We start from the raw sequence: 10,938 nt of genomic DNA, 5'->3' as shown, positions 1-10,938 counted from the left end.
CAGATCACCCAGAATTAACCCGCAGCTCCACTTGTTAGACCCTCATTTGACGCCGAAGTCACTGGCTTACGCTCCCGTCCGGGAGCGTTTTTTTTATTCTTTCATTTATCATTGAGTCTTATGGGAATGGATTTAATCAGTTACTTAATCCCTGCCTCAGCAACAAGTCCCGGAAAGAGCAGCTTTATATTCCGGGTTTTTCTGCTCATAACCTCAACGGTGGCGCTTAGGATGTACTTTGTAAGTACCCAGAGTGTGTGTCATCAGTACCGGTGTTAATGCACCAGCCCATTCCAGCCATGTATACCCATGTAAATCCCAACAGCAGCAATCAGGGCGCTTGAAATATAGGGGGCTCTTCTGGCGATGGTATTGAAGCCACTCCAGCGTTTGGCGACCTGACGAACGCTGATCGCCGCACCCACTCCAACCGTTACGAGGGTCAATGCCAGGCCGATACTGAAACAAACAACCAGTGTGGCACCCAGCGTAAGCGCTTTAAGCTGAAGGCAGATCAACAATACAGTTATAGCTGCCGGGCAAGGGATAAGCCCTCCTGTCAGTCCAAATATCAGGATTTGCCCGTTGGTTACTTCTTTCCCGTCGAAGCGGCGTTTTATGTCATTGGCATGAGCCAGTTCGTGAGCGTCCTGATACTCTTTCGAATTCACATCCAGCCCATCAAGCTCAGAGTGGTCATGGTCATGGTCGTGTTCAGCGAACGCCACATCATAGTCATGGACATGACCACGATGTCCCAGAGACAGACGTACGTTGAAACTGTGAGGCTCAGGGATGGGAGATGTTGACTCCAGATAATCACCATGATCAACAAATTCAAAAGTCTGAGAGATCGTACTGTTTTCCCGAAGTGTGGTTAATGAGATATCTTCAGAAGCCCATCTTTGGCCACTAAGAGTGCGTAGCCGCCAGTGGGGAAGTTGTCCTTCTTCAAAAATGGACAGTTCAACTTTTCCATGGCCAGTATCGATCAACCTTGTTTCGTCATGGTGATGATGTTCATTCTCCTGCATTCCCTCCAGCCAGTTTTTCTCACCGCTCCAGGTTCGCCAGAACATCCAAAAAGCCGTACCAAGGATGATCACTGAAGAGACCATCTGTAGCCAGGGTTCGGCTGATTCTGCGGTAAATTTATTACTGATATACATCCCTCCAAAAGCAATCAGCCATACGACTGCAGTGTGCGACAATGTTGCCGCGACACCCAGCATCACGGCCTGACGTACGGTGCCTTTTATAGCAATGATGAATGCTGCCATCATTGTTTTGGAGTGCCCGGGCTCCAGTCCATGAAGCGCGCCAAGCAGAATGGCGCTGGGGATGAAAAACCATGCGTTGCCTTGCTGAAGAAGTGTCGTAAATTCGTTCATGAGAATCATTCTTGGTTATTAAGTGTAGGCCGGATTCTACTCCCCCCCAGTAAAATATACTACCCCCCAGTAGAATAACGCTGGTATAGTTACATAAAATATCCAGGAGAGTGAGAGCCCACATGTCACATACCATCCGCGATAAACAAAAACTGAAAGCACGTACAAGCAAGATCCAGGGGCAGGTTGCTGCGCTGAAAAAAATGCTTGATGAACCTCACGAATGTGCCGCTGTACTGCAACAAATAGCCGCCATACGTGGTGCCGTGAATGGTTTATTGCGTGAAGTGATTAAAGGACATTTGACTGAACATATTGTTCATGAAAGTGAAGAACAGAAACGAGAAGAAGACCTGGACGTTGTGCTGAAGGTTCTGGATTCTTACATCAAGTGACAGTTTGGCTAAAAGCCCTGAGCATTAATTTATCTAAATAACACGTTATCAAGTGACGGTTTTGGGCTGTTTGTAGCGGCATAGTGAGTTTGTTTAATCAATGAGCTTTAAGATGCCCCCCTTCATGCAAGGCAACGCGTACATTTCTGGTACATCTACTTCCCTTACTTTGCTCAGGGCAACCCACATTGTTAAAGCCTCTACTCGCTGACCATCAAAATCACCCAACGTCAGATAATGGAAAAAAATTTTGGATGACATTTTGAAACGTGTCCTCTGCTGTGAACGTCGAGAGATGCTACGCGAGAAAGGAGATGACCTACTTAGTATCCTGTTAAGTAGGTCTATCTGAAGAAGTAGACAACTTTAAAGTCTTTTTCATGTTAAAGGAGACAACTTTAATGTCTGTGTACACCTACCTTTGCTCAAATCAAAATGTTCTGACATACCAAAATGGAGTGTAAAATGACTCAAAACCAGGGTTCTGAGCCAGTACCGGCGAGCCGGACAGGGCAGCTCATCAGCGCCCGGGATATGGCCATGCAGAAATTCGAAGAAGGGATGCGGTTAATCTCGGAAGCGTCGGAACTGTGCGGTCTCTCTCTCTTCACCAGCAGAATTATGCAGCCCAACGCATTTGGTCTTCCGTCGTCACTGGATCGCACCATCGAGGAGGGGCGTAAGGAAATTGACCGTAAAACGTGGAAAAGGCTCTTTGAAGAAACAGGTATGGACCGGTACTGGAACCATAAGCAAAAAGAAGCCTTTAACGAATCCCTTCGTACGGATCCGCCCGTCGCTTCCCTGGAGATTGTTAAGGGAACATTACAGCATGCACTGGCTAACAGACGAGACACCCTTGCAGAAGGTTTCGTTGATGTTCTCAACAAGCTTGACCGAAGTTTCAAAAGCAATGCCAGGCAATATACAATGCCAAAAAAGCTTGTTCTTCGGGGGATTTTTCCTGGTGTGAACGTGCTGAGGTACAACGGTTTCTCGCAGGACAATCACTTTTGTTTACGCGACTTTGAGAATATTGTATGCATCTGTTCTGATACTCCAACACCTGCAACCGGCGGTGGGCTGAGTATGGTCGACAGGCTGACGGCCATGAGAAATACAGAATTCACAGGCGAGGTCAGTGATGAGAATGGCTGGCGGTGTCGCCTGTTTGAGAATGGAAACGTTCATATTTGCATCGACAGTATCTCGCTTCTGAATGCTCTGAACGATCTTATCAGCATATATTTTGCAAACCAGCTTCCGGCCGCAGGAAAAAAATGATGATTGAAAATGATAAAGAAAAAAGCCTGAACGATGCTACCCCGCCAGAGGTGCAGAATGACATCCGCAGCGAATCCACTGAAAAATCAAAGGAAATGGGTCGTTCAAGGTACTCATCTATCGCGATGATCGATTACTTCAATGCAATCGAACGTCTGTGCAAAGAGAAAGAAATTAACCCGGAAAATATCGATCTGAGCTTCAAAGTTCACTGGCTCAGAAACGCTGTTGGCGGCTCGTTTGCAAGGTCACAGGAGATGTTCGCGGAGTACCAGAAGTATGTTAAAGAGGTTCCTGAAGAGGCCCGTTACCTGGATATACCCGATGAGGTAAAGGTTGCACTCGGCGATATTATCTCGTACATCACCTGGCACTACCGTAGAAGCTATACCGCAATACAGAATGATAGTGTTAAAAAAGCTGAAGCACGTAGCATGCAGCTGGAGGAGGAGGTAACGCAGCTGTTACAGCGGCTTGAGCAAAGCGCTACCGATATGGATGAGCTGAAACTTGAGAATCAGGCACTACAGGGTCGATTAGAGATCCGGGACAGTACCGTCAAGGAGTTAGAAACAAGGCTGAATGTTGCCGAAGCAGAACTCGAAACCTGCCATCACCAGTTAGATAGCACACGGCATGAATTGAGCCTCGCACAGCAGTCAAATGACTCACTCTCCCAGCAACTGGCTGAACGTAAAACAGAGATCGCTGGTCACCTTGAATATCAAAAAAAGCTGAACGAAGAGATCAACACGCAGCGTTCTGATAACGCCGGTCTTTCCAGACAATGCGACCAGTTAAGTCAGACTGTGTCAGATACAAAGGCAGAGAGGGACAGGTTTGAACAGGAATTGATTGCTGCACAGAACCTTTGTACTGAGCTGAAAAGTGCACTGTCCGGGAAAGAGGGTGACCTGGTGGCGGTGAATGCCGAACTTACTGAACTCCATAAACTAAACGAGTCGCTGAGCGCCGACCTGAATAAAGTAACTTTGGTCAGCCAGGGCTATGAAGCGGAAGTGGCTGAACAAAGCAATGAACTCAAAACGCTCCAGGCCAAAGTAATGAAGCTGGAAGCTACCCTGGAGGCGGAGAAAACAATCTCAGAATCCCTGAAAGGCACCATTGATACATTAACTGGTGCAATGGCAGGGGGAGGTACTGGAAAGTCAAAACAGCCGCGTAGCAGAAAAACATCATGATAAATGAAGCCAGGTTGATACACTTCTCTGCATCCCCTGGCACATAAGAACTTCTGCGGACATTCAGCCCGTCCGCAGGAGTTTTCGTCCTTCAGTCAACAAATGCACTACCTTTTTTGAGTCTCCACTTTCCAGAGCAGAAAACACGTTACCGATTCTACCAACAGCTTGTATCTGAGTGATAACCCCAGTCTTGTAATCATCTAGGATCCCTGACAGGAAAGCGTTCAGTTTTGTCTGTTCGCTTAGCGAAAGCATGTAGGACATTTTTTCTCCATTTTAAGCAGGTGTGTCAGTTGAAAGAGGTTTGCGTGATTCTGGAAAATGAGGCAGCACCATAGTTTCAGATGCTGTGGTCGCATCCCAGTGCCACCATCCATAAGGCCCATATTCACGGTTGTAATAATCTTTTTTGAGTTGCTTTCGGGCCAGATAAGCAGGAGTGGCCATACCAAATACTTCCATCGGGAACGGCTTATCGCTTTTTGTGTCGAGCAGGTAGAAGTCAGGGAACACCTCACTAATACTCGCATCATAACGCATGGGCTTAACGTACTGCCGGTGCTCTGCATCCAGCTTTTCTGCAACAACCGCCTCATAGGAGGAGTCCAGAGGTATCCAGTTCTCGCTAACGTGCATCAGCACAATTTGATGAGCTCTTACAGAAGGGCCTCTGCCGGTTACCGCAGCTGGTGACGTCAACGCAAAGACAACTATTTTCGCCCCGGATTTCCATGCTGCGTACTCCGATGAAAATCGTTTCTTTACGCTATCCCAATGGACTTCTGAATTGAAAAAAATCAGCGGTAGCCCCCCAAAATTCCGCAGGGGTAAAAATTTAAGTGGCTTCTCATGCTTTTCAGCATCGTAGCGAGGTAAAACTGACAGGAGCATGAGACGTTTATCACTCATCGCCTGTGATGAAAGACGCTGAATTTGCGACTGAGCGACAGGTTGTTTCGGGTCAGGTACACCAATGAATAAATGGTCACCTATGCAGGCTCTGCCGGTACGAATTTGTTTAGCGGTTTCAAGCAGACGATACCGTACCAGTGAATCGTTACGTTTCCCTGCCATTTTCGGGTACCAGACATTCAGACCAGACTCTGTCCACAAAAGACTAAGCAAGCCCAGGAGGGTCATTGAGGCCTGACCTCCTTCTGGTCGCTGAACATGGGGCAGGGGAGGCACTTCTGATTTTTCAGGAGGATCTTTCTCTGTCATACCGATACCGAGCCTTACAGCCATATCACCTTCGGTTGTAATCCGGACCACACCACTCGCATATCCTTTCAGGCCGGTATGCCGGGCATCAAGGGAGAAGAATACACAGGAAGGATCATGCTCAATGCCCGTGTTAGCGGCTTTGACGAGAATAAAGGCATCACCGTTCGGTAAAGCACGAACATAAAGTCGCTTTTCTCCTTTTCCACGACATCCGCAGGTGATGACTGATTTTTGACCTGAGGTGTGGTGTGCCTTTTTAAGAGCCGACTGCCACCCTTTAGCAAACTCATCCTGCGTTTGAAAGTCAGGTGAATACCTTTTGACGTTTGGATCGTCGTCGTAAGCAATCATCACTGCGAATTTTTGGCTCATAGTAGTCTCCTAAACAGGAAGTTTAATATCCCAACCAGAGCAACACTTCCTGAGCGTCATACTGTTCCTTTACGCCCATGTCGCTAAAGAATTCTTCGAAATCTGTTTCGGGAACGCAATGCCTGGACAGTTCTTGTAATGCTCGTTCTTTAGATACCGTCTCACCTTCAGCTGATTCGAAATACGTCATGGTTGACCTCTGACATTATTACAACAATCTTAAGCATTTAAATTGATGAAGGAGCTCAGGTCAGCTGACTTCGTCGTAAAACTGCCGCAAGCGCTGGGAGGCTGCAAATTCAATTCGTGACTTCAGCAGTTTGGCGACGGCCGCAAAGACATCAACGACCACGGAGTTCCCAAACTGTCTGTAAGCCTGTGTATTGGACACAGGGATACGGAAAACACTTTCCCCGGGTTTATCGAAGCCCATTAGCCTGCTGCATTCACGTGGCGTTAGCATGCGTGGCCGACGGTCCATGTTGTATGTGTTATGGAAATCAGTTTCTCCCAGTTCATGAGACCAGCCCCGATCAATAAGAATTTCAGATCCGTCTTTCATATAGCGGCTTGAGAGGGTTCTGGTGACACTATTAACATTGGAAGGATCTACTAGTCCAAAACCAAAACCATTGCCTTTTGCCGCATGTTTCTTTGCATAGTTGTATAAGTACTCCCAGAGTTTAGGGGAGAGGATGTATTTACTATCTACGCTCGGATCCAGTAAATCTGAGAGAGAAGGGCGCTTGTCCGGATAAAAGTCTTTAATGTCTCTCAGAGTAAAACCGTCTTTCAGACGTAGGTCGCGGCGAAAACCAATAAGGACGATACGTTCACGGTGCTGGGGTCGGAAATGACGGCCATCGATGACTTTAGGATCATCCGCGCCCGTGCTTTCGCTGTTTGCGACGTCGTAGCCAAGCTCATCGAGCGTTTTCATGATGATGTTAAAGGTATTACCCTTATCGTGACTCTTCAGATTTTTTACGTTTTCCAGAACAAAAATTGCAGGTTGTTTTGCCCGGATGATCCTGGCCACATCAAAGAAGAGCGTACCCTGAGTGTCGCACTCGAAACCGTGTTTGCGACCCATAGAGTTCTTTTTACTGACACCGGCGATGCTGAATGGCTGGCATGGAAATCCCGCAAGAAGAACATCATGATCCGGGATAGAGGCATCGATAAATTTGTATGCCTCGTCATCAGTAACCTCGGGCCGGTTGCTAAGAGTGATGTCACGGATGTCTGAATTGAAGCGGTGCTCGTTCTCATCGCAATACCAGTTCGCCCGGTAAGTACGGCTGGAATAAGTATTCCATTCGCTCGTGAAAAGACATTTACCACCGATGGCATCAAATCCGCTTCGCAGTCCACCTATCCCTGCAAACAGATCGATAAAGCTAAAGTGCCTGTCCTCATAATCAGCAGGTCGTGAAGGTATTAAAGTCTGTAGATAGCGTCCATCTGCGATACTCAGCTCACAATGCTCAGGTATGCATGTAACCTGACGTTTAAGGGATGCACGGGACCAATTACTGCCATTTTCATCATTTAATACCTGAGCCAGATATTTCAGGTCATAAATGGTCGAAGCTGTTAACAAAGTTTTGTGGATCAGAGATGGTGTTTTATCCACATCATTCAGGTCTGTCTCAAGATCATGAGTGTAACGTTTCATCCAAACTCTCTCAGGAATAATATCTTTGAGATAGATTAACACGCTTAATTTGGATTATTTTTTGGTTCAGGTTCTAAATTTATTGTGATTATTCTGCCTTTAAGTTGCAAAAAGATTGGTTTTAAGCCCGCCCATGAAATAATGACTTGTTAAAATACTGCCTGTAAATAGGCTTGTGGATACATGTCTGTACTCAACAAATCAAGGTGAAATGATGTTTTTTTTAACAAAGTTACTTTTGCCCATCATGATTGTTGTATTCCCAGTGGCGTCCTGGGGGAACTCAACAACTTTTGAGGCAAAGGTGGTTAAGATTGTTGACGGTGACACCATAACTGCGTTGGATGCTCAAAACACAACCATCAAAATACGGATGTATGGTATAGACGCTCCTGAATCTAAACAGGCTTTTGGCCAAAAAGCAAAACAGGCCTTAACCACAGCTATAGCAACTAAAATCGTTACCGTGATAGACCATGGTACGGATATCTATGGCCGTATGTTAGGTACCATCTGGTTAGATGGATATGATATCAATGCCTCTATGGTGGACAGTGGATATGCGTGGGTTTATCGGTTCGAAGATAACGCCATTGTCCCTGGCTATATCAAATATGAATCCGCAGCACAAAAGGAGGCAAAAGGGTTATGGGCAGACACCAACCCTGTCCCACCATGGCAGTGGAGACAGGCAAACGAAAAGCCCAGAAAGGTGAAAGGGAAGAAATAACCATGATGAAAGAGCCTCATCCGTTACTTCAGTTGGTACTAAACGATTCCGGTCGTCTAACCATGCCTGTTTATTATAGAGATCAACAGTATTGCCCGACTTGCCTTACAAAGGTGTTGAAGAGTGAGGATGGAAGTTTGGCGCACCTCGGGGAAATAAATCAAAATACATGTAGACCTTCTATTTCAGTAGTTGTGACAAAAGCAATTATTGAAATGTTATGTGACGGGGAAAAAATATTTGTAAATCCAATACGATACCGAGGCCGGGTGCTGGCACCCTCAGTAATTTTTTCTCCCGACACTCACACTTTCAAACCGTTTATAAATACAGACTATCAGCCTGTGGGAGCAAACTGGAAAAGTGAAAAGGGATATAAACTCGGTCTGTTTTATCTCAAAGATCGAGCCAACTCTATCAATAAAGAGGAATTTGATTTCATTGCCGTTATAGACCCTAAGGCAATGCAGAAAGAATTTATTTCGGCCTGGTCTGAGGTTGATGAAAAAAATCCATTGGAAACGCTGAAGCAGATCTTACGATCTAAAAACAACTCTTCTTTATGGGTAAAATGGCCTGGCAAAATTGAGCATGCGCAAAAAGGAAATTGCAACGAAAATTACTGGTTCGATTATCAATCTGATAATCAGGAAGTGAACTGTACGGTCTCTGTTGTAGGTATCGAAGGTAACAGTTCCGGTGAGACAATTTATAGATTGCAAACTTTGCTAAAGCGTAAGCTCAATGAATATCAACTGGTTCGGTCTTTAGGGACTATTATGCTTCTTGATAATACCGGGAATATGATTCCATCAAACCATCCTTATTTTGAAGTCATCTCAAAAGCATGTATAAATGGAGTGCGTGACTTTGTTCGTCAAAACCCGTGGGTAGTCTGACGGTCAACTATAAAGCATAATATAATTAGTAATAACAAGGAACAGACATGAATGAAAACTCAGTAATCTTAATAAGTTTATTTTGGTTTTTTTTTGGATCGAGTGTTGTAGCTGGTTTTATGGATGCATCATTATATTGCTGGATTTTTGCAGCCATAAGCGCATTGTTTCTTCTTTCGGTGATACAAACACCAAAGGAGTTAACGGTATCTATTCTTCTTGCGGTACTTATGGCAAGCTCCGCAGGTGTTTTCATTCTGGCTTATAAAGTCAAAACGAATGTCGTTTCACCAATCTATCTCTTAAAAAAGCCTACTGCATACATGGCTGAAATAGATAACCGAAGGATTCATGGTTACTAAATATTTTGCAATTGCATCATTTGACGGTCCGGGTTTATTTACCCACAGCATCGACTAATTCAAGAGGTTACATATGATAGTTTCAGAAGCAATTTTTTATTCTTCTATTATTTCCTGGGTTCTTTATTGGTGGTTTATTGGAAATATTACTAAAAAGGTAGGGATGCTTGTTGTTCCACTCACGCTTACCTTCGGATGTTACATTTATGCAATTCATTTGGATGATTCCGAACAGCAAACCAATTTACGTTGGGAGCAGATCGGTTTTATTACCTTTATAATTGTGATAATGTGGGCAGGAAAGTTTGTGATGAAAAGACTATCTGAATGATGATCTAATCCACACTTTTCGATATCTTAGAAAAGTAACTTTGTGAGCAAACAGTCATATGACATGCAAAACGCTGATCTCAAAGACAGATGATGGATACACATTTAGCATTTCACCTTACGAAGACGGGTACCGCTTATCAGTCTCGCCTGAAAATCGTCACAATGGTACCCAAAGCTTTGACGGCTGGTTCCCACGTTTTTTTTCCGAACCACAGTATGCCAAATCATCTTTAACTAAGTTTCTCGGTGAGTCCTTAGTATGGGAAGAAGATTCAAGTAATGCTCTATGAGATTACTTATTATAAATTTTTCTATTAATCTCCATGGAGTGATATATGAATTTGGCCTATTTTTTATTTTTGTCTATAACTGTTATGCTTACGAGCTTTATTATTAAATCACTTGTCGTATTGGTAAAGTTCAAATTACTTCGTGATGAACGTCTCGAATATACCAGCAATAAAAATATTGATGAGATGTACGATTTAATGAATGCGAAGGAAGAAATCCTCATAAGGCATCATAAGCAGATGTTGGCATTGCATCTTTCACTATTAATATTCGTTCTATTTATTGCTTACATTTACTAAAAATAATTTTATTCAACATTTCAACAAAGGGTTTTCAATGGAAAGCTTCGAAACTGAACAAATGATTCAATATGCTTTCTACATAAATATCGTAATAACGACTGGTTTGGCATGGTTTTGCTTGCGGTCAGGATTGCATTACAATTTTTTCAGAAAAGCAGAGAGTGCCAGAACAAAAGGGCTGAGTAGTACCTCTACTGAACACGGTCCAGCAATTGTGAGAATAAAGAAGCTACAAGCATTAGTAGATTTTATTAGTAACTGTGCTTTTCTAATCCTTTCAATTGGCACAGCTTATATTTTGTATTTTTGGATCCACAGTTAACTCATACAAGGTAACTTCGGCAAATAACAACTTCTAATGCAGGACTTTAATAACTATAACGGATGCTACATGAAAAACGACAGTTTAATTACGCGGTATAAAATACTTAAAGGCGAACGCGATGAGTCTATCTTCACCATAATAATCGCG

Annotated in this window: 12 protein-coding genes; 7 read left to right on the top strand and 5 right to left on the bottom strand. The window is 44.1% G+C overall.

Annotation, left to right across the window (positions count from 1 at the left end; genetic code table 11):
• Nucleotides 1–275: 275 nt before the first annotated feature.
• On the bottom strand, nucleotides 276–1,391 hold the full coding sequence (locus tag ACVCAM_RS25180; protein WP_001572377.1) for a nickel/cobalt efflux protein RcnA: 1,116 nt from the start codon (nucleotides 1,389–1,391) through the stop codon (nucleotides 276–278).
• Between the two features lie 122 nt (nucleotides 1,392–1,513).
• Here ACVCAM_RS25180 and rcnR point away from each other — a divergent pair, with 122 nt between their 5' ends.
• Nucleotides 1,514–1,786 carry a Ni(II)/Co(II)-binding transcriptional repressor RcnR gene (gene rcnR / locus ACVCAM_RS25175; protein WP_000019951.1) on the top strand — a complete coding sequence of 91 codons (273 nt, stop codon included), beginning with the start codon at nucleotides 1,514–1,516 and terminating at the stop codon, nucleotides 1,784–1,786.
• A gap of 93 nt (nucleotides 1,787–1,879) precedes the next feature.
• Here rcnR and ACVCAM_RS25170 read toward each other — a convergent pair whose 3' ends face one another.
• Complete coding sequence (locus ACVCAM_RS25170) at nucleotides 1,880–2,047, bottom strand: hypothetical protein (RefSeq protein ID WP_001572379.1); 168 nt, start codon at nucleotides 2,045–2,047, stop codon at nucleotides 1,880–1,882.
• A gap of 204 nt (nucleotides 2,048–2,251) precedes the next feature.
• Between ACVCAM_RS25170 and ACVCAM_RS25165 the strand changes: the two genes are divergently transcribed.
• Complete coding sequence (locus tag ACVCAM_RS25165; protein ID WP_000193209.1) at nucleotides 2,252–3,070, top strand: DUF4942 domain-containing protein; 819 nt, start codon at nucleotides 2,252–2,254, stop codon at nucleotides 3,068–3,070.
• The gene (locus ACVCAM_RS25160; protein ID WP_001572381.1) at nucleotides 3,067–4,272 is read left to right on the top strand and encodes a hypothetical protein; all 1,206 of its coding nucleotides are present in this window, start codon (nucleotides 3,067–3,069) and stop codon (nucleotides 4,270–4,272) included. The genes ACVCAM_RS25165 and ACVCAM_RS25160 overlap by 4 nt, the downstream gene beginning before the upstream one ends.
• Before the next feature lie 279 nt (nucleotides 4,273–4,551).
• On the opposite strand, the gene ACVCAM_RS25155 is transcribed toward ACVCAM_RS25160, so the two are convergent.
• From ACVCAM_RS25155 to ACVCAM_RS25145, 3 genes are read right to left on the bottom strand one after another with little or no spacing between them, the layout of a single operon-like run.
• Nucleotides 4,552–5,871, bottom strand: coding sequence for a DUF1173 family protein (locus tag ACVCAM_RS25155; protein ID WP_000078514.1), 1,320 nt, complete (start codon nucleotides 5,869–5,871; stop codon nucleotides 4,552–4,554).
• A 22-nt stretch (nucleotides 5,872–5,893) separates the two neighbouring features.
• Nucleotides 5,894–6,061, bottom strand: coding sequence for a hypothetical protein (locus tag ACVCAM_RS25150; RefSeq protein WP_000220758.1), 168 nt, complete (start codon nucleotides 6,059–6,061; stop codon nucleotides 5,894–5,896).
• A 60-nt stretch (nucleotides 6,062–6,121) separates the two neighbouring features.
• Nucleotides 6,122–7,549, bottom strand: a complete 1,428-nt coding sequence (locus tag ACVCAM_RS25145) for a DNA cytosine methyltransferase (protein WP_000833382.1) — start codon at nucleotides 7,547–7,549, stop codon at nucleotides 6,122–6,124.
• Between the two features lie 214 nt (nucleotides 7,550–7,763).
• Here ACVCAM_RS25145 and ACVCAM_RS25140 point away from each other — a divergent pair, with 214 nt between their 5' ends.
• From ACVCAM_RS25140 to ACVCAM_RS25125, 4 genes are all read left to right on the top strand, one after another.
• On the top strand, nucleotides 7,764–8,279 hold the full coding sequence (locus tag ACVCAM_RS25140) for a thermonuclease family protein (RefSeq protein ID WP_031942328.1): 516 nt from the start codon (nucleotides 7,764–7,766) through the stop codon (nucleotides 8,277–8,279).
• Between the two features lie 2 nt (nucleotides 8,280–8,281).
• A complete protein-coding gene (locus tag ACVCAM_RS25135; RefSeq protein ID WP_000975181.1) occupies nucleotides 8,282–9,178 on the top strand; it encodes a hypothetical protein in 897 nt (298 codons plus the stop codon).
• Nucleotides 9,179–9,225: 47 nt separating this feature from the next.
• Complete coding sequence (locus ACVCAM_RS25130) at nucleotides 9,226–9,540, top strand: hypothetical protein (protein WP_001005009.1); 315 nt, start codon at nucleotides 9,226–9,228, stop codon at nucleotides 9,538–9,540.
• 73 nt (nucleotides 9,541–9,613) lie between these two features.
• Nucleotides 9,614–9,871 (top strand): hypothetical protein, encoded by a 258-nt coding sequence (locus tag ACVCAM_RS25125; RefSeq protein WP_000637193.1) that lies wholly within the window; start codon nucleotides 9,614–9,616, stop codon nucleotides 9,869–9,871.
• Nucleotides 9,872–10,938 lie beyond the last annotated feature (1,067 nt).

The organism is Enterobacter sp. CFEC122 (assembly GCF_052983755.1).
Note: the sequence above shows the minus strand (reverse complement) of the source record. Positions and strands in the feature narration are given on the sequence as shown.